Genomic DNA, 18,390 nt, shown 5'->3' on the forward strand with positions numbered 1-18,390 from the left:
ACATCCAAACTTAACGAGTTGGATGTTTTGATGATTTATTATACGAATAAAGCACAAATATGATAAATAATGAAAGAAAGGATAATTGATACTGGTAAAGTTATAATCCAAGTAATAATCATTCTTTGTGCTGTTGTCCATTTAACACCTTTAACACGTTGTGACGAACCTACACCTAAAATAGATGAAGATACGACGTGTGTAGTTGATACAGGTAAGTGAATGAATGTAGCACCAAAAATAACGAATGCTGATGATAAATCAGCTGCTACACCGTTAGCTGGACGGATTTTCATAATGTTTCCACCAACTGTTTTGATAATTTTCCACCCACCTACTGCAGTTCCAAGACCCATTGCAGTAGCACAACTTATTTTAACCCATAATTCAATATCTGTTGTAGATTGCATATTAGCTGAAATAAGTGCCATTGTAATGATACCCATTGCTTTCTGAGCATCATTTGTACCGTGTGAGAATGCTTGTAAAGCTGCTGTACCAATTTGGATAAATCTAAAATTTCTATTAGTTCTTGTTAAATTATTATTTTTAAATACGACTTTGAAAATAGAATATACAATAAAACCAACTATAAACGCTAAAATTGGTGATGCAATTAAAGCTAATATAATTTTTGAAAATCCTTGGTAATGTAATATTCCAAATCCTGCAGAAGCAATAGCTGCACCTGCAATTGACCCTATTAATGCATGTGAAGATGAACTTGGAATCCCGAAATACCAAGTAATAAGGTTCCATGCTATAGCAGAAATCAATGCTGCTAAAATAACGATTGAACCATTTTCTAATTTAAACGGATCGACAATATCTTTAGCAATTGTTTGTGCTACACCAGTTGCCATTAATGCCCCAACAAAGTTCATAACCGCTGCTAAAATAATTGCATGTCGTGGTTTAAGTGCTTTTGTAGATACTGCTGTAGCGATTGCATTGGCTGTATCATGGAAACCATTAATAAAGTCAAAAAGTAACGCACACACAACAATAGCTACGGTAATAATGAGTAAACTATCCATTTTTTAAAACTCCTTAGCTATTTTTCATAATAATTTGTTCTAATTTGTTTGCTACTAATTGACATTTATCTGCTACATCTTCAAGAGATTCATAAATATCTTTAATTTTTATTAATGTTACTGGATCTGTTTCACTATTGAAAATATATTTAATAGATTGTCTTAAAATACCATCACAATTCGTTTCATATTCTTTAATATTGATAGAATGTACACGAATGTGTGAGAATTTCTTCTCAGCTACTAAAGTCACGGCTATTTCAATTTCTTTAATTGCTGCTTGTATATTTTTCACGAATTCTGCCATGTATTCATCTGAATAACTGATAGAGTACATTTCAAACATTGCTGAAGTTTCTTCCATTTCATCTAATACATCATCTAATGCATCACATAATTCTAAAATATCTTCTCTTTCAATAGGTGTAATGAAAGTTTGATTTAAATCAGTAATCATTTGGTGCATAAGATCATCACCATTAGACTCATAGGCTTTAATTTTATCTGAATAAGCTTTTAAGTCGAAATCTGAATCAAAATCCATTTCTCCAAATTCAACTGATGCGCGACTTAAATTCTCAGCTATAGCTTCTAACTGAATACCAAACTTATCCTTTTTCTTATTAAACATTAGTAATCCTCCCAAAATTTACATCATAATTTATGTAATTACTCTTTCATTGTACTCTTTCAAAATGAATTCGACCACAGTTTATTAATTTATTTTTGAAAATTTAACTTGTCTGTAAACTTTACGTAAACACAAAGTTCACATTGGTATTTTATAACACAAAAAAAGGCTAATGACAAGCACTAGCCTTTATTTTAAATATTTAATTTTTAAAGTACTCTTTGAATCACGCGTTTAGAGTGGATATATGCTAAGAAGGCAAACAGAATATAAATTAATGAATAAAGTGACATCACAATAAGCACTGGTGTATAGAACGATTGTCCCATAAAGAACCAAGCTGATTTAGCCGCGAAATATCCATGACATAATCCAATGATTAATGGTAACGCAAAGTTAAAGCCAATTTTTAGTGCGATACCTTTAGACATATCTTTAGATGTATAACCTAACTTTCTTAAGATAATATAGTTTGATGTTTCATCTTCTGTTTCGTCAATTTGTTTAATGTAAATGATACATCCTGTAGAAAGTAAGAATGCAATACCTAAGAAACCAAGAATGAATAGCATAACACCGAGGCCACTTTTAGAATCATTGTAAATCTCGTAATAAGACATTGAAGAATCCGTTTCACTTTTCACCTTACTAAAGATTTTTTCTGCTTTCTTAACATCTTTATCATTTGTTAAGTTCACACCATATTGCTGATTCAAATCATCATTTTTAGGTTCATGCTTTTTCATTTGATCAAATGTGTGATCTGATACAACATAAACAGGTGCATTATAAGTTATTATTGTAGCCAAATACGATTCTTTGCTAATAGATTTCATTTTAAGATGATGTGTTTGATTGTCCATTTTGTAAGACATTTTTCCTTCATCATTAACAGTAATGACTTTATCAAGAATATCACTGTATCCTACGATTGCTACTTCATCATCTTTCAATTTTAAATCTTTAAATTCAGATGCTTTAGCAACTGTTGAAGGTGAATCAGGAGCTTTACCAGTTGTTTCATCAGCATTCTTCAGCACTTTTCTATCATCAATGATATAACGCGTGACGCCATAATTACGCTCTTTATATTGGATATGTTCAGCATCTAAGGCTTTTTTAAATTGTTGATTAGCATCTTTATTTACAAAAATATAATCGTCTGGTGCCGAACTTCGAGCTGTTTCTTCGGCATTGTAATATTGTACGTAACTTAACGCTAGTAGACCAACTGACATAGCTGACACAATTGCGATAATTGTAAGTGATAAAGCATTTGTTTTCATTTTGTGCATAATAGATGAAGTTGAAACAACATCTGTTACGCTCAACATACCTTTTTTATATTTACGAATAGTATTAAATATCAGTGAAATTGAACATCTGAAGAGCAAGTATGCACCCACTATTGTTAAGAATAAAATTGTAAGCATCCTTATATATAATGTTGTCATCCCAGCACTACTGAGATTATCGAACATGACACTTGATAAATAGTAACCACTTATAATCATTACGATACCAATTGCACCAAAAATTAATTCATATAGTTTAATTTTTTTAATTTTAGTATCTGTAGCATTATATTCATGCATAAGTGCTAAAATTGTTTTTCTCTTAATAAATATTGCATTTTGAAAAGCGATAATGATATAAATCGCGATCATAAGTACAATAGTTTGAATGAATGCTTCTATGCTAAAATTCAAATGCGCTTCTTGTTGGATGCCGATGATTTTATATAAAATCATCAATAATATTTTAGATGAGAAAAATCCTAAAATAGATCCAATCACAGCTGTTAATGTGAATAATACAAAGTTTTCTAAAGCAAATATTTTAAAGACTTCACGCTTAGTCATACCAATTAATTGGTACAACCCAATTTCTCTAGATCTTCTCTTTATAAAGAGTTTGTTGGCATAAAGTAGAAATATAACGATGATAATTGTCAGTATTGTTACACCTACTTTAATAGCAGCGCCAACTCTTATACCAGATTGAACACTATTTAAATCTTCAGAGTATCTTAACGTAACAAATCCGAAAAAGAGCATGACACTCATTGTTATTGAAAAGACATACATACTATAATGTCGAATGTTGCGTCTTAAATTCTTAATAACAATTTGATTAAAGCTCATTTACAACACCACCTAACACACTTTGTGTTTTGATGATTTCTTTGTAAAATGTCTCTCTATCATCGTCTCCTTTATAAAGTTCAGAGTAGATTTTACCATCTTTTAAAAATATGACTCTATTTGAATAACTTGCTGCTGATGAATCATGTGTAACCATTACAATTGTTGATTGTGTTGTCTGATTCATTTGATTTAATTTGTTCAGTAAATCTGATGCAGATTTAGAATCTAATGCACCTGTAGGCTCATCAGCAAATATAATTGATGGCTGTGCTATAAATGCCCTTGCTGCTGAAGTTCTCTGCTTTTGACCACCAGAGATTTCACTAGGATATTTATTTTGTATATCTAAAATACCTAAAGCTTTACTAATTTCTTCAAATCTAATTTGAGTTTCTTTTTTAGAAACTTTTTGAATCGTTAATGGTAACATAATATTTTCTTGCACGGTAAGCGTATTAAGCAAATTATATTCTTGGAATATAAATCCGAGCTCTTTTTTTCTGAAATTAGACATTTGTCTATTATTCATGTTTTGTAGTTGATGACCATTTATTTCAATTTGCCCTGTTGTCGCATAATCAATGGAACTTAATACATTTAAAAGTGTCGTTTTTCCTGAACCAGATGGGCCCATAATACTAATGAATTCACCTTTTTCAACAGTCATATCTATTTGCTTCAACACTTCTTGTTGATTTTTTTTAGAACCATAAACTTTAACGAGTTGTTCAGTTTTTAATATACTCATATTCAAAACTCCTTTGAAATTTGTTTATGATTCCATAATATAGCCTTTTTTACGATTCTTCCTTTGATTCATCGTACATTTTTAAGTTTGATGTGACATTATTGTCACTTGCCTGTTCTATTGTTGTTAAATCATTTGGTTGAGGAAAAATAAGCAATACAGTCGTACCTTCTCCATGAGTAGATTTAACATTGACTTTAATACTTAATCCTTCAGTAATCTCTTTAACTAAATAAAGACCCATTCCTGTGGCTGTTGACTCACGTCTATTAGTCGTCGAAGTAAAGCCCCTTTCAAAAATACGTGGTAAATCTCTCGCTTTAATACCTCGCCCAAAATCTTGAATATTCAAGTATGTTTGACCATGCTGCTCATAAGTTGAAATGATAATATCTTTATTCTCAGTATATTTCAGAGCATTACTTATCAGCTGTCTAATGACAGTACGACACCATTTTTCATCTGTATATACTTTTTCATCTTCAATTTGAATGTCATACCCTATGCCTTTTGCCATGCTGATATTACGTGCATGTTGAATTTCTTTAATAACCATCTCTTTTAAATCATAATGACCAAAATAAAAATCATTACTTTTAGAGCTTAAACGTCTAATATAAAGTTGCTGATCCAGTAAGTAGTCGATTCTGCTCCACTCATATAATAAATTCTTTTTTAGAGCTTGTTCTTCGATTTGATCTAATAATAATTTCATTGCCGTGATGGGCGTTTTGACTTCATGTATCCAATCTAATAAATCATTTTTAGTCGCTTGTATTTCTTTATTTTGATTGTGAATAGTACGTCTCGTACGCTCATCATAAAGTTGAATATAATCAAAAACAATCTTTTCATATGTTGATTGATTCAATTCTTTATGTTCAATTTCTTTAATCGGCATATCATTTTTTAATGCGCTATAAAATCTTGTTTCTCGCGTGTAAATCAACCATATAAACACGATAAAAATAATCAAATTTATACCAATTAAGTATAAAGCGCTTTTAAAAGAAAAGGCTACATCTAACCAACTCGTCAACAGTATGGTAGCTTGCATAATTATAAACAGTAATATCCAAATCCATCTTTCTTTCAGAAACGACTTGATCATTTTATCCCTCCGGCTCGTGCGCTATATAGCCTTTACCTACTTTAGTTTCAATTAAATCATTGAATCCAATTTCAGTAAGTTTCTTTCTTAATCGATTAACATTAACGGTTAATGTATTGTCACTCACAAATTGTTCATCATCCCATAAAGCAGTGATAATCTTATCTCTACTCACGATTTCATTTTTATGATTCAACAGAATTTCTAAAATAAACATTTCATTTTTAGTTAACGAAATTTCAATGTTATTCTTTTCAATAATATGTTTACCGTAATCCACTCGCGCTTTATGCCATAATTTGATTCTAGGCTCATCTTTATTATATTGATAAACTCTTCTATAAATTGCTTGTAGTTTAGCAACTAACACTTCCGTGTGAAATGGTTTCTGTATAAAGTCATCAGCACCCAGTTCCATACTCATGACTTGGTCCATCGGGTGATCCCTTGAAGATAAGAATACAATCGGTATGTTAGACTGTTTTCTTATCGCACGACACCAATAGAACCCATCATATTGAGGTAACTGTATATCTATAATGACCATGTCTGGTTGCAATATTTTATATTCTTCAAACACGGCACCAAAATCATTTATGCCATGTACTGACCAATCCCATTTTTCTAGTTGTTGCTTCATAGCATTAAATAAAGTTTCATCATCTTCAATTATTAGTAATTCCATACTATCCCTCTACTTTGTATATTTTTTAACTTCTCCTGCTATACTGCGTAGTTGAAAATCTTTAATTCTACAATCAACTTCGAATCCCTTCATCGTTACATTATGAATAGGTGCTTGTGATAAATAATATATACTCCACGGTAATCTTGGTACGTAATTAAATAAATGAACTATAAATTCATTTTTTAACTTTAACTTTCTAAATTCTAACATGCCATTATCTTCATACAAATCTACAGTAAGTGAACCGCCAATAACTTTGAACTGTATAATATCTTCATCAATATTTGGATGTACTCTTTTTAATTTTAATAATGGTTTACTGCGATGTTGAAAATAAACATAATAAATATCTCCAATTAATTCTGTTCTTACTAACGTTCCACTAGTCTCTTGTAACCACTGGAAATAGTATTTCACAACATCCTCTAAATCCCATTTATATGGAATAGGCATTCTATCAACGCTTCTAACGTCATCAATTTTAGACTTCTGTAATTCTATCGATACAGCTGGTCGCTTAATAGATTGTTCTGTCACTTGAACTTCAATACCGGTTGAACTTAATATTTCCATCGTTTCTATATCAAAAGGCGAACCTTTAATGTATATAATTTTTTTAACATTATTTACTTTACATGCTTTCGCCATATTATGACTCGCAATGATGTTTAAATTACGGGCAGTACTTTGTGTTAACTTTGCTGATTTCTTGTTTGGATCTAAATAATAAATTGCAATATCTATATTTTTCAATGCTTCAATCATATCTTTAAGTACAAAAATATCACATTTTCTCCAAGTAACTTCATCATCTATCATCATATCTGATTCATACTTTGTAATCGTATAAAGATTTCCGATATCTTTTAACGTACTGATTAAATGCTTGCCTATATACCCTGATCCACCTGAGATGAGTACATTCGCTTTCATTTTAAGCACTCCTTTATATTCGGACTTTACATATGTGTTATACTGTTTATAACTTATTGTTTAATTAACATAAATATACCACTGTTTGTAATTTATAAATAGAAATAGGAGACATTTTATGAAAGAAATCATACGCGAAATTCGAATAAATGATGTTGAAGACTTTAATAAATTGTTAGATAGCGTGATTAACCAATCCGAATATTTACTATTTAATCCAGGTGAGCATCAAATATCTATACAGAACCAAACTTTATTTCTAGAAGAAATGATTACGACAAGTAACTCTACAATCATTGTTGCGGAATTAAATGACACATTAATTGGTTATGTAACTATTCAAGGTGGCAAAACGAATCGAAATCGTCATGCTGCTAAAATTGCAATGGGTCTACTCCCGACATTTAGAAATAAAGGAATTGGATATAAACTATTACAAGAAACTGAAGCTTGGGCAGTGAGAAGACAACTGCATAGACTAGAATTAACAGTCGTTACGGAGAATGAACCTGCATACCGATTATATGAAAAATTTGGTTTTAAAGTAGAAGGAAAGAAAGAACAAACATTGTATTTTAATGATAAATATTACGATGAATTTATGATGGCAAAACTATTATAAAAAAGGCAAACTCATCACGTATTTCGCGTAGTTTGCCTTTTTTATTATTCATCTTTTTTAATCACTGTTTCAGAATCTTGGTTTGCATTATTTTCATATGGTGACTGTTTCGTATTAGCCCCTAGAAACATCATGACATTATTGTAATTCTTCTTAGATTCCTTCAAGTTCATATGGAATTGGTATTGATGACGTAAACCGTGTGTACCATCAAAGAATGTTGTAGTCGTTTGAACACCTTGCTTTTTAAGGACTTCATCAAATTCTCTATTTTGTGGATCAAATGGGTCAGCATCTCCAACCGTTAAAAATGTAGGTGGATAATCTTTTGTTACTTGATCAACGGTAGATAGTTGATTAATTCTCGCAAAGTTCTGTTCCCATTCCTTAGTACCCGTATAACTCGTCATAAATAAATCAATTCTAGGAAATTCTGTAGCTCTCACCGTTTGCATATTATATAACCCACCAAAAAGAATGGCAGCTTTTAAATAGTCTTTTTTAATACTTGGCTTCATACGCATTTGTTGTTGCAATTTATCATTTGTTTGTAAAGCCACATATTGACTGGCAATTTGAGCACCTGCAGAATCTCCGCCATATACGATTTGTCTGTAATCGATATTAAATTTATTTCTATGTTTTAATGTATATTTAGTAGCTTGATCTAATTGCTGTATTGGTGTCGGATATTGGTAATCAGGTGCTAAAGCATAATTAACATTTACGATGATATATCCTTTTTCAGCAATTTGTGCTAAGTATGGATTCTTATGTCTTTTGTCTCCCGCAATAAAACCACCACCATGCGTCCAAAAAATAACTGGCAATTTCTCACCTTTTTTCATTTTTGAAGGCATAATAATATCCATTTGACTATTTGGTGCACTGTGTCCATAAGATACATCACGTATCAATTTTACTTTCTTATTGTTTAGTAATAATTGATTGGCTCTTTGAGCTTGTAATTGTGCTTCCCTTTGTTTATGTTCCTGATATTTGTTATAACCGTAAAATCCACTTACAACAACGATAATCGCTACAATCAAAATAAACAATCGTCGTTTTTTCCTTTTCATATGTTCACTTCCTCATGTAAGAAGATAGTTTAACATATTCAATTATTTTATGCGATATGTTCTTTGTTATCTCTTTTACGACTAATATATTTAACAACAATTGCAGCACAAATCACTAAACCTATAACACCCATAGCTGGATATAATTTATCAATAAGTGATGAAAAACCTACAAAGCTTAAGCCATAAGCGAGAACCATAGATATCGTCAATAATACAACGTATTTTTTAGAAAACGGTACAGTAAATCTTGCCGTAAATGAGTACATAAGTCCTAAAATCGTGTTGTACATAACCATAAGCATAATCACTGATAATGCAAACCCAATAATAGGTGAAATTGTTCTAGCGAGTTCTAACGTTGGTATCTCAATATCTTTAATATTAGGATATTCAACTAATAATCCAGCATTGATAAGTGCTAATAATATTAAATATATAATACCACCAATGATGCCACCTAAGCCTGAAATACGTCGCTTATCAGCATCTCCACCAATGGCAATTAATGTACTAAATCCTACTGAGAACGCTAAACCACCATAAATAAATCCTTGAACAATTCCCCAGAAAAGACTTGGTGATTCAACCGTATCGTTAATTTCAGAAATGCCTACTTGGCCATTCACAAAAAAGTAACCTGCTATTATTAATATCACAATGATTAAAAATGGTGTGACGACACCTAGTGCTTTTACAATTTTATCGAAGTCTAATAAAAGCGTGATATATATAACAATACACATAATTAAAGCGCCTAACCAAGTTGGCACCCCAAAGCTTTCATTAAATGCTGATCCTGCGCCAGCTATCATCGTTACTGATATACCAAATAAGAAAAATATTAATACATAATCTATAACGATACCTGCTTTACCAAATAAATAGTTAATTGTTGAGCTATGATCATCTGCATCGAGTGCCGTACCAATCTTGGCTACTTGTCTACCAAAAAACGCCAACATTATACCAGATATAATAACTCCTATATACCCGTATAAACCATAGTGGGTAAAGAATTTCATTACCTCTTGCCCTGTCGAGAACCCTGCACCAACAACGACCCCAACATAAGCAAACCCTATTTTTGTTGCTTCTTTCAAATTTGACACAAACTTTCCTCCTCATAATTTTGTTCAACATAATGATGTATACCCACTATTCACAAAATTATTCCAAAAAATTAGCGGGACAGAAATCTAATTTGTACAAATTAGATTTCTGTCCCGCTTTCTCTTTAATATCTTTATGAATTATCTTTAATTGATTGACTATAATTTGCTCTTGTAACTGTAAAGCCAACAATAACTGCTAGTGCAAGTAAAATGATACCAAACCAGTATGACTGATGAATACCTTGTGTCATAGCATGATTGATTTGATCAACTGTAGGGTTCTTAATACCTTCTAATGCTGCTCTTTGTCCACCGTTCATAATACTTACAAAAATCGCAATACCTAATGCGCCACCAATTGGCTGTAACATGTTAGATACAGCCGTACCGTGTGGATACATTTCTTTTGGTAAAGCATTCAATGCATTTGTATTAGCTGGCATCAATACTGCAGAAATACTAATCATTAATATAATATATACAACAACAAATATCCAAACCGAAATACCTGGATGAATTGTTGAATAAAATATTGATACACATAACAATATGATTAAACCTGGTACAATAAGTTTTCTAGGACCAATTTTATCAAATATGGCACCCATAAAAGGTGACAAGAAACCATTTAATAAAGCACCTGGTAATAAGATCAGTCCAGCAACTTTAGCACTGAAACCCATAGGACCTTGCAAATACATTGGCATTACAATTTCAGAAGCAAACATTGTCATAATAACGACTACGAAAATGATAACGCCTTTAGTATAATTGTGATATTTAAACACTTTTAAATCTAATAAAGGTTCTTCTAATTTAAGTTGTCTAAAGACAAATAGTATCATTGTAATGATACCGATGATGAGTGTGATATATATTGAAGGACTTGAGAATCCGCCTTCTGTACTACTCACAGAAGAAACACTATATATAATTGTTGCAATACCAATTGTTGATAAAATGATTGAAAAGACATCAATTTTTGGTCTTGTAACTTCTCCAACATTTTGTAAATATCTATATGCGAATATAAACGTAAATAGCATGAATGGGATAACGATTAAAAATAACCATCTCCACCCTAAATAATCAACAATAACACCTGATAATGTTGGACCTAATGCAGGTGCAAACATAATGACTAATCCGAATTGCCCCATAATTTTCCCGCGTTCATTTTCATTATAAAGCATGAGCATTGCATTCATGACAGTTGGAATCATAAGCCCCGTTCCAGCTGCTTGAATCATTCTTCCTACTAATAACATTGGGAAATTAATAGCTAACCCCGCAGTTAAAGTCCCGATAGAAAATATTGTTACTAACCCTAAAAATAACCGTCTCGTTGTAAACCATTGATTTACGACTGCAGACAATGGTGTTAGTACACCCATTACTAACATGAAACCAGTTGCCATCCATTGGACAGTTGGTGCATCAACATCAAATACTGACATTAATTCTTTTAATGCAATATTTAAGAGTGTTTCATTTAAAATCATGAAAAATGTACCAACTAAAAAGACAATCATAATTATTTTTCTTTTAAACTGATTCTCCATTTTTTTCTCCTAAATTTTATTTTGTAACTTGTCTATGATGACATAAAAAAGAAACCTAGTCAAAAGACTAGGTTTATGCATTTTGAGATTTGGATAGTTGTGAAAAATCTACCACTACTTGGTCCATTCTCTTCGCTGTTTCTTTCATAATATTTCTAGCAACTTTATTTTCTGGGTCTATCTTAAGTATTTGCTTACTTATATCAAAAGCTTGTTTGTCAGAAAGTAAAGGTTCCGGTATAGCATGTAAAAGAAGCATTTGTAATAAACTCTTAACTTCTTTATGATCTGTTAAAATCATCGATCTTTCAGCATGATAATAAGCTGAATGAAATGCGCCATCATGTTCACTATATGGATAAACGTGTAACAAGAACGCTAAGTCATGAAGTTCACTTGTTTCTTCCTTCTTAATACAGTCTAATATAAATGTATAAAACATCGTACTTTCTTCTTCGTGAGCTGCTGAAATAAAGTGTTCTTCAAATTCTAAGAAATCCACTTCGGACATCAATCTATATGCAGTATCAAATTCGCCACTTAATATATGACCTTTAATCAAATCCTTCATTCAATGTCCTCCTTTTCTCTCTATGCAACATTCACATTCTTTTCAATGTTAAAATTTTAAAGTCAAAAATATTATAACATGTTTTGTAATAAATTACCTTTAAAAAAGAAAACCAACTTAAATTTTAAAATATAAATGGTGATGATACTTGCATCGGTGATTAAATCGAGCATCACAATTTGGGCATACTTCTTTTAACATATAATCATTGATAGAAATTGTTTCTTTACAAACCCCACAAAGTATCGCATGTTCATTAAATTCAGATTGATCCCATCTTTTAATGTCATGCTTTTCACATTCATTATGGCACTTGTAACAAGGATAGAATTTATCACAACATTTAAATTTAATAGCGATGATATCAAGTGGCGTATGATAATGTTCACATCTAGATTCATTATCTACAGTTAAGCCATGTATTTTCACCATAGTATCCTCCAAAAAATTTACTTTAAGTGAACATCTCATAATTATAGCTATTTTGTCAATTTATAATGATTTGACATAAACGATAAATTTTAATAAAATTAACATATGAACATATATTCATATGTTAGGAGAATAATATGACTACAAATACTATTTTAGATGACGAAACATTATTACTTGTATCACAAACTTTTAAAGCATTAAGCGATCCGACTCGCGTAAAGATATTACATTTATTATGTACCGGTCGACATTCTGTAGGTTGTATAGCTGAAACACTTTCGCTAAGTCAATCTTCCGTGTCGCACCAATTAAGATTTTTAAAGAATCTTAGGCTTGTTAAATTTGAACGTGAAGGTAAAAGTATTTACTACTCAATAGATGATGATCACGTTATCTTATTATTAAAACAAGCCATCGAGCATGCCAAACATTAACAAAATAGGAGGTGTTTTCATGGGACATGAACATCATGGACATGACCACAATCATGTTCATACAAATAATAAAAAAATACTGCTCATTTCATTTATTATCATTTCTGTATTTATGATAGTTGAAGTGATTGGTGGATATATTACAAATAGTTTAGCTTTACTATCTGATGCTGGTCATATGCTAAGCGACGCCATTTCACTCTTTATTGCATTAATGGCATTTAAATTTGGCGAACGTGTTGCAAATAAGAATAAGACATATGGTTATAAGAGATTTGAAATTTTAGCTGCTTTAATTAACGGTGTCTTGTTAATTGTCATTAGTATATATATCTTTTATGAAGCCATTTCAAGATTCATTGATCCACCAGAAGTCGCTTCAACTGGAATGTTAATTATAAGTACAATCGGTTTACTTGTGAATATATTCATTGCTTGGTTAATGTTTAAAGGATCTGATACGAAAGACAACTTAAACATGCGTGGTGCATTCATTCATGTACTCGGAGATTTATTAGGATCAGTTGGCGCAATCGTAGCAGCACTCATTATGATTACATTCGGTTGGAAATTAGCTGACCCGATAGCAAGTGTTATTGTGGCACTTTTAATTATTAGAAGCGGCTATGGAGTTACGAAATCTGCATTAAATGTACTGATGGAAGGAACACCATCAAATATCGATGTTCATGAAATATCTGAAACAATCACTTCACACCCAGATATTATTGAAGTACATGATTTGCATATATGGTCCATTACAAGTGACTTAACAGCATTAAGTTGTCACGCAGTCGTAGATAAAGATAAGACTGTACAGGAATGCGACAATATAATAGAAGAAATCAATCATAAACTTATTCATAAATCTATACATCACGCAACAATCCAATTAGAAACACCAGATCATCAACATGACAGTTCCCTACTCTGTTGCATGGAACAAACAGAACATGTACATTAGAAAAGCTAGAACATTTAGGTAAATATACCTAATTTGTTCTAGTTTTTTTACTTTATATAATTTGGTATAGGAATCTCTCTCAGTCTTCGTGCGATACACCCTTATTTTGTACCTTAGCGCACGATATCTCACGGTCTTCGTGCGCCATACCTGGATTCAGTACCCCAACACACTATTCAAACTCAAATTTATGATATGCATTAACTTACTTATAATATACTTTAGTATTTCCTTGTGTAATCATTTTAAAATGTCCTTTCATAATATATGAAAGTGTATTTCTATGTACACCATTACACCACTTCCTGGCTTCTTTCATATTGAATGGTGCTCCTTTCAAATACATTAATTCGTCTAAAGTATTTAAAATAAGTTCTTTTCTAGGTATCTCATTAAAACAGTTAGTGCAAGTAATTATTTTCTTTTTATTTTTCAGTGGTGTATCTATTATATTGTTACATTGTGTACATCTTATACCAGGTTTTAATTTGTTAAATTCATAATTCGGATATTGATGATAATCATCTTCAAAAGGTGTATGGAGATTTTGTAATGTGGTTTTTATTATAGAATTATTTGGAGAGTTATTATTGTTAAGGAGATGTCTTACTTTATTTAACTGGTTTGGTAAAATAATTGTTTCTTCATCTATTTTGCCTTTCATACTAAAATTTCCGTTAATAAATATTATATAGCTTTTTATTGTTCTTTCTATAACTAATTTATCAAGTACTTTATTTAGGATATAGTCATTTCTATCTAATTGAGCTAACGGATATTTAATTACAAACCCGTTATCACAAATCAAATTACCATTATTAAATTCATATTTACCAAAATAATTTTTGATTTCGAATTGATATATAACCTTATCAGTGATAACTATAAAATCAAATTGATAATTTTGAGTACTTTGAAGTTGTAAATCATATATAAACTCTAATTGATCAATAGAGTTTAATATTTCCAAAAACTTCCTTTCACCTTCTTTTCCTTTTTTATATGTTTCATACTTTTGAATATCTTGAGGACTTATGTATGTTCTATCTATAAGAGATCCAATCACTGAATAATAGTTCTTTTTCAATGGTTCACCTTCTTTATAAGTTTATTCATTTCCATTTTAATCCATCTCAGTAAAAAAATCAGCCACAACATCAATGTAGTGGCTGATTTCTTCTATATAAATGATTCAAATATTAATTGTTTACCTGGCACTTTCTTATCATCGAATCCTTCTAAGAATGGTTGATTATCATAAGGTACTTTGACTCTTTCTACGTTTATAGCACCACCTTTAACTTCTACTATGCCATACACTGCGTATGCACCGTTATTTAATCCTACTGATCCTGGATTAAAATATATTGTTTCTATATCATCAAAGTGATGTAACACGTGATTATGTCCGAATGTGACAAAATCTGCATCTATGCCATTAAATAATCCGTGTACATGTTCTAACGAAGGATCTACAATTGGTTCAAATGGATCTTCACTAATATGCTTATCCATATTTTCTTCGAGTATTCGATAATGTGTGAAATAAAATTTTAAACCGTCTATTTCTTTTGTAACTTCACGTTTAAGTTCATTTAAAAAGGTATAATATTTGCTGTCTAAATGTTCTACTATCCATTGATGATGTTCATAAAACTTACTTTTCAAACTTTCAGGATATGGCTCGTTGTTAACGACTGACATAATCGCTTCGTCGTGATTACCAGCAATGTATGTCATATCTTTTCTACTTGTTACGGTTTCAAGAACTTCGTTAGTACAATGGCCAACACCAATATTATCACCTAAGTTATAAATGTGATCTATATCCGTTCGATTATCGATATCTGAAAGTACCGCGTTTAATGCATCTATATTTCCGTGTATATCTGTTAAAATTGCGAATTTAACCATCATAATACTCCTTTATGATTATTGATTAAATTGATCAACTGCTTCTTTAATTTCAACATCTCCTGAAACGACTTGGAATTCTTGACCAATTTTCTCATCATTGTTTAATACTTCAACCAAGACAGTCGCTACATCTTTACGAGGTATTTTTCCACGTTCTACTTCTTCTGCTAAAGTAACTGTTCCAATAGCATCATCATTTGTTAGCGCACCAGGATGAACGATTGTATATGGTATATTAGCGTTTCTTAAATGTTCATCTGCATAGTGTTTAGCTATTGTATAAGGTTTTAAATCTCCTTCAAAAGCTGATCTTCTCGTATCAAATGAAGATACGAGTACAAAATGTTTCGTACCTGCTATTTTACTTGCTTCAATTGATTTAACTGCTCCGTCTAAATCAATAATAATTGTTTGGTCTGCACCAGTATGTCCACCTGAACCTGCTGTAAACACAACTTTATCTGAATCTTTTATTTTTTCAGAAATGTCATTGATATCGTCATATTCAAGATCTAGTGGTGCTGTTGTTGCTCCTAAGTCTTCAAAGAAACTTGCTTGACTGTTTTTTCTAATACCTGCAACAACTTCATTGCCTTCTGCTACTAAATCTTCAACTAAATGTCTTCCTATTTGTCCATTAGCGCCTATTACGAAAATCTTCATTATAAAACACTCCTCTAAATTTTTTCATGTATAAAACGATAGTTGTGTAATCTATCTGGTGTGATTAACCTTGAAGTCACTTCATATGGCTTTTTATAGTTCATATCAGAAACAACAATTGAACCATCATTTTTTACTTCTTCAACTATTGCGACGTGTCCTAGTTCACCATAATCTGTTTGTAAGATTGAGCCTTCACTAGGTTTTCCGTTCACTTTATAACCTTCTTCTTTGGCACGGTCATCCCAATGTTTAGCGTCACCCCAAGATGAACTAATTTTTTTATCAATTTTCAATCTTTCTTCAAATACATAAAATGTACATTGACCTTCTTGATAAAAATTACCAAGCGAACGGTCATCTGTTTTATCATTCTTTTTAATTTGTTCTGTGCGAATCGCTACTTCTTTTTCTTTCATCTGCTTCTTTACATCTTCAACATAATGATTAAAAAAATCGAATCCACCTTGGCTTTTAAACAGCAATACCATCGTTATGATAGCGACCCATGTTGCAAGGTAGATAATGAAGCGGAATAACTTTTTCATAGCTCACTCCTATAACTAATATACCTCAAATATATGAGTTATAACGTAGGATATCAAATAAAGTGCTTATAGCTCTTTACAAAAAATTCGCAAATGCAAGAAAGTTTTTGACAATTAAATGACATTTTCATAGTTTTTTATGGTACCCTAATGATACCAAAAGACAAGAGGTGAATCATATGTTCAAGTTCCAATTGGATTACTTTAGAAATGGACAGGGATTCCATTTAAAAACTATTTTATTTTCTATTTTAGCATCAATCGTTATGATTCTTATAATGTTAATACCGGGTGTATTATTCTTAATCGGTGGTGTCTCACTCGCTTCATCACAAGACTTTTCAGGTGAACCTTCTGGCGGAGGACTAGCGATATTCTTTGTCACTATGGTACTCGGCTTTTTATTAACACTTGGTTTATATATCTTTGTTTTAATTCCTTTAGCTTATGGCATGATTAAATACTACAAAGATACAGACTTAGGTATTGGGCCAAACTTTAGTGATTTATTTATGTTCTTACGAAAAGGAAACTATGTTAAAACATTAAAACTTACAATCATTATAGGTGTGATTAGTGTTGCAATGTATATAGCGATTTATATTGTCGTATTAGTTGTTGAACTAATATTCTTTGCGATATTTGGAACATCTATGGCTATTATTCAACCAAGCGGTTCAAGTGAAGCTTTTGGTGCAATGTCTATATCATTTGTAATCATCATGTTATTTATGATTTTAGTTCTATTCGCAGTGTTTATTCCATTATATTATTTAGTAATATTTATTATGAACACAGTACTTGTTCATATTGATCAAAGATCATTACCCACTTTAACTAAATTCTCAATTGGTTGGAACATTACAAGTAAAGGTCCTAATAATGCTTGGAAATTATTATTCAGTAACTTACTTTATGTTGTTGTTGCATATATTGTTTTAGCTATTGTTGGTATCATTGTTGCAGTTGTCGTTTCATTTATGCCAGCAGTATTACAAGTTATATTCGCGGTACTTGGATATATTGTGTACTTTATCTTTATGTTTATTGTTTCATACTTCATATACGGAAGTGTTATGAACTTCTATCATAAAAATAAAAATGCACTTTACCCTCCAAATAACAGTAATCCTAATTGATAACATATAAAGCGCTCAATCTAGATGCAATAGATTGAGCGCCTTA

At 31.2% G+C, this 18,390-nt stretch carries 20 protein-coding genes; 4 read left to right on the forward strand and 16 right to left on the reverse strand.

The genetic code is table 11. From position 1 onward, the window contains the following. Nucleotides 1-38: 38 nt before the first annotated feature. The 7 genes from LQ675_RS09445 to LQ675_RS09475 form a co-directional block, all read right to left on the reverse strand. Nucleotides 39-1,037, reverse strand: a complete 999-nt coding sequence (locus LQ675_RS09445) for an inorganic phosphate transporter (RefSeq protein ID WP_048541261.1) — start codon at nt 1,035-1,037, stop codon at nt 39-41. Nucleotides 1,038-1,050: 13 nt separating this feature from the next. Continuing rightward, on the reverse strand, nt 1,051-1,668 hold the full coding sequence (locus LQ675_RS09450) for a DUF47 domain-containing protein (protein ID WP_037590003.1): 618 nt from the start codon (nt 1,666-1,668) through the stop codon (nt 1,051-1,053). Between the two features lie 209 nt (nt 1,669-1,877). After that, the gene (locus LQ675_RS09455) at nt 1,878-3,812 is read right to left on the reverse strand and encodes an FtsX-like permease family protein (protein ID WP_107601955.1); all 1,935 of its coding nucleotides are present in this window, start codon (nt 3,810-3,812) and stop codon (nt 1,878-1,880) included. After that, the gene (locus LQ675_RS09460; RefSeq protein ID WP_239727530.1) at nt 3,802-4,563 is read right to left on the reverse strand and encodes an ABC transporter ATP-binding protein; all 762 of its coding nucleotides are present in this window, start codon (nt 4,561-4,563) and stop codon (nt 3,802-3,804) included. The genes LQ675_RS09455 and LQ675_RS09460 overlap by 11 nt, the downstream gene beginning before the upstream one ends. A 49-nt stretch (nt 4,564-4,612) precedes the next feature. Further along, on the reverse strand, nt 4,613-5,674 hold the full coding sequence (locus tag LQ675_RS09465; protein ID WP_075578180.1) for a sensor histidine kinase: 1,062 nt from the start codon (nt 5,672-5,674) through the stop codon (nt 4,613-4,615). 1 nt (nt 5,675) lies between these two features. Continuing rightward, nucleotides 5,676-6,359 (reverse strand): response regulator transcription factor, encoded by a 684-nt coding sequence (locus LQ675_RS09470; RefSeq protein WP_048541267.1) that lies wholly within the window; start codon nt 6,357-6,359, stop codon nt 5,676-5,678. Between the two features lie 9 nt (nt 6,360-6,368). Next, nucleotides 6,369-7,295, reverse strand: a complete 927-nt coding sequence (locus tag LQ675_RS09475) for an NAD-dependent epimerase/dehydratase family protein (RefSeq protein ID WP_048541268.1) — start codon at nt 7,293-7,295, stop codon at nt 6,369-6,371. A 118-nt stretch (nt 7,296-7,413) separates the two neighbouring features. Between LQ675_RS09475 and LQ675_RS09480 the strand changes: the two genes are divergently transcribed. Next, a complete protein-coding gene (locus tag LQ675_RS09480) occupies nt 7,414-7,917 on the forward strand; it encodes a GNAT family N-acetyltransferase (RefSeq protein ID WP_048541269.1) in 504 nt (167 codons plus the stop codon). Between the two features lie 44 nt (nt 7,918-7,961). Here LQ675_RS09480 and LQ675_RS09485 read toward each other — a convergent pair whose 3' ends face one another. From LQ675_RS09485 to LQ675_RS09505, 5 genes are all read right to left on the reverse strand, one after another. Next, nucleotides 7,962-8,996 (reverse strand): alpha/beta hydrolase, encoded by a 1,035-nt coding sequence (locus LQ675_RS09485; protein WP_048541270.1) that lies wholly within the window; start codon nt 8,994-8,996, stop codon nt 7,962-7,964. A 47-nt stretch (nt 8,997-9,043) separates the two neighbouring features. Further along, nucleotides 9,044-10,108: a YkvI family membrane protein gene (locus LQ675_RS09490; protein ID WP_048541271.1), complete on the reverse strand. Its 1,065-nt coding sequence runs from the start codon at nt 10,106-10,108 to the stop codon at nt 9,044-9,046. Between the two features lie 134 nt (nt 10,109-10,242). Further along, nucleotides 10,243-11,673, reverse strand: a complete 1,431-nt coding sequence (locus tag LQ675_RS09495; RefSeq protein ID WP_048541273.1) for an MDR family MFS transporter — start codon at nt 11,671-11,673, stop codon at nt 10,243-10,245. 73 nt (nt 11,674-11,746) lie between these two features. Next, nucleotides 11,747-12,244: a hypothetical protein gene (locus LQ675_RS09500; protein ID WP_037590018.1), complete on the reverse strand. Its 498-nt coding sequence runs from the start codon at nt 12,242-12,244 to the stop codon at nt 11,747-11,749. A gap of 117 nt (nt 12,245-12,361) precedes the next feature. Beyond that, the gene (locus LQ675_RS09505; protein ID WP_058592378.1) at nt 12,362-12,676 is read right to left on the reverse strand and encodes a CHY zinc finger protein; all 315 of its coding nucleotides are present in this window, start codon (nt 12,674-12,676) and stop codon (nt 12,362-12,364) included. A 137-nt stretch (nt 12,677-12,813) separates the two neighbouring features. On the opposite strand from LQ675_RS09505, the gene LQ675_RS09510 reads away from it, so the two are divergent. Continuing rightward, the gene (locus tag LQ675_RS09510) at nt 12,814-13,113 is read left to right on the forward strand and encodes an ArsR/SmtB family transcription factor (protein WP_025907403.1); all 300 of its coding nucleotides are present in this window, start codon (nt 12,814-12,816) and stop codon (nt 13,111-13,113) included. A gap of 19 nt (nt 13,114-13,132) precedes the next feature. Then, on the forward strand, nt 13,133-14,077 hold the full coding sequence (locus LQ675_RS09515; protein ID WP_048541277.1) for a cation diffusion facilitator family transporter: 945 nt from the start codon (nt 13,133-13,135) through the stop codon (nt 14,075-14,077). 205 nt (nt 14,078-14,282) lie between these two features. Here the strand turns inward: LQ675_RS09515 and LQ675_RS09520 are convergent, their stop codons facing one another. From LQ675_RS09520 to LQ675_RS09535, 4 genes are all read right to left on the reverse strand, one after another. Beyond that, a complete protein-coding gene (locus LQ675_RS09520; protein ID WP_075578182.1) occupies nt 14,283-15,164 on the reverse strand; it encodes a nuclease-related domain-containing protein in 882 nt (293 codons plus the stop codon). A 92-nt stretch (nt 15,165-15,256) separates the two neighbouring features. After that, nucleotides 15,257-15,991, reverse strand: coding sequence for a metallophosphoesterase family protein (locus LQ675_RS09525; RefSeq protein WP_075578183.1), 735 nt, complete (start codon nt 15,989-15,991; stop codon nt 15,257-15,259). Between the two features lie 18 nt (nt 15,992-16,009). Beyond that, entirely contained in the window at nt 16,010-16,657 is a 648-nt protein-coding gene (locus LQ675_RS09530) for an SDR family oxidoreductase (protein WP_048541281.1), read from the reverse strand. 14 nt (nt 16,658-16,671) lie between these two features. Then, on the reverse strand, nt 16,672-17,205 hold the full coding sequence (locus LQ675_RS09535; protein WP_053076875.1) for a CHAP domain-containing protein: 534 nt from the start codon (nt 17,203-17,205) through the stop codon (nt 16,672-16,674). A 179-nt stretch (nt 17,206-17,384) separates the two neighbouring features. Between LQ675_RS09535 and LQ675_RS09540 the strand changes: the two genes are divergently transcribed. Then, nucleotides 17,385-18,344, forward strand: coding sequence for a hypothetical protein (locus LQ675_RS09540; RefSeq protein WP_048541282.1), 960 nt, complete (start codon nt 17,385-17,387; stop codon nt 18,342-18,344). Nucleotides 18,345-18,390 lie beyond the last annotated feature (46 nt).

It is taken from the genome of Mammaliicoccus sp. D-M19 (genome assembly GCF_022386695.1).
GTDB lineage: Bacteria > Bacillota > Bacilli > Staphylococcales > Staphylococcaceae > Mammaliicoccus > Mammaliicoccus sciuri.